Raw genomic sequence first — 265 nt, forward strand, 5'->3', positions numbered from 1 at the left:
TCGGTGGACGAAAGCGGCGCTTCCGAAGCGGAAGAAGAGACTGTTGAAGAACGCGAACTCGACGAGCGTCAAAGCGCGGAAGAAGGCGGCGACGCGCGCGAAGGCGCGGCCGAGGTCGTGCCCGACGCCGACGACTTCCGCGCGCTGCTGCAGGCCGAGCTAACGGCCGACACGATCCAGCATTATCTGAACCGCATCAGCGTTAAGCCGCTCCTCACCGTCGAAGAGGAGCAGAAGTACTCCCGTCTTGCGAAGGCGGGCGAGT

Annotated in this window: 1 protein-coding gene; it reads left to right on the forward strand. The window is 64.2% G+C overall.

Annotation, left to right across the window (positions count from 1 at the left end):
* The coding region (locus R0J87_RS21330; protein ID WP_498888794.1) for a sigma-70 factor domain-containing protein at positions 1-265 on the forward strand (265 nt) is incomplete at both ends.

Source organism: Halomonas sp. SIMBA_159 (assembly GCF_046536035.1).
Taxonomy (GTDB): Bacteria; Pseudomonadota; Gammaproteobacteria; order Pseudomonadales; family Halomonadaceae; genus Vreelandella; species Vreelandella venusta_A.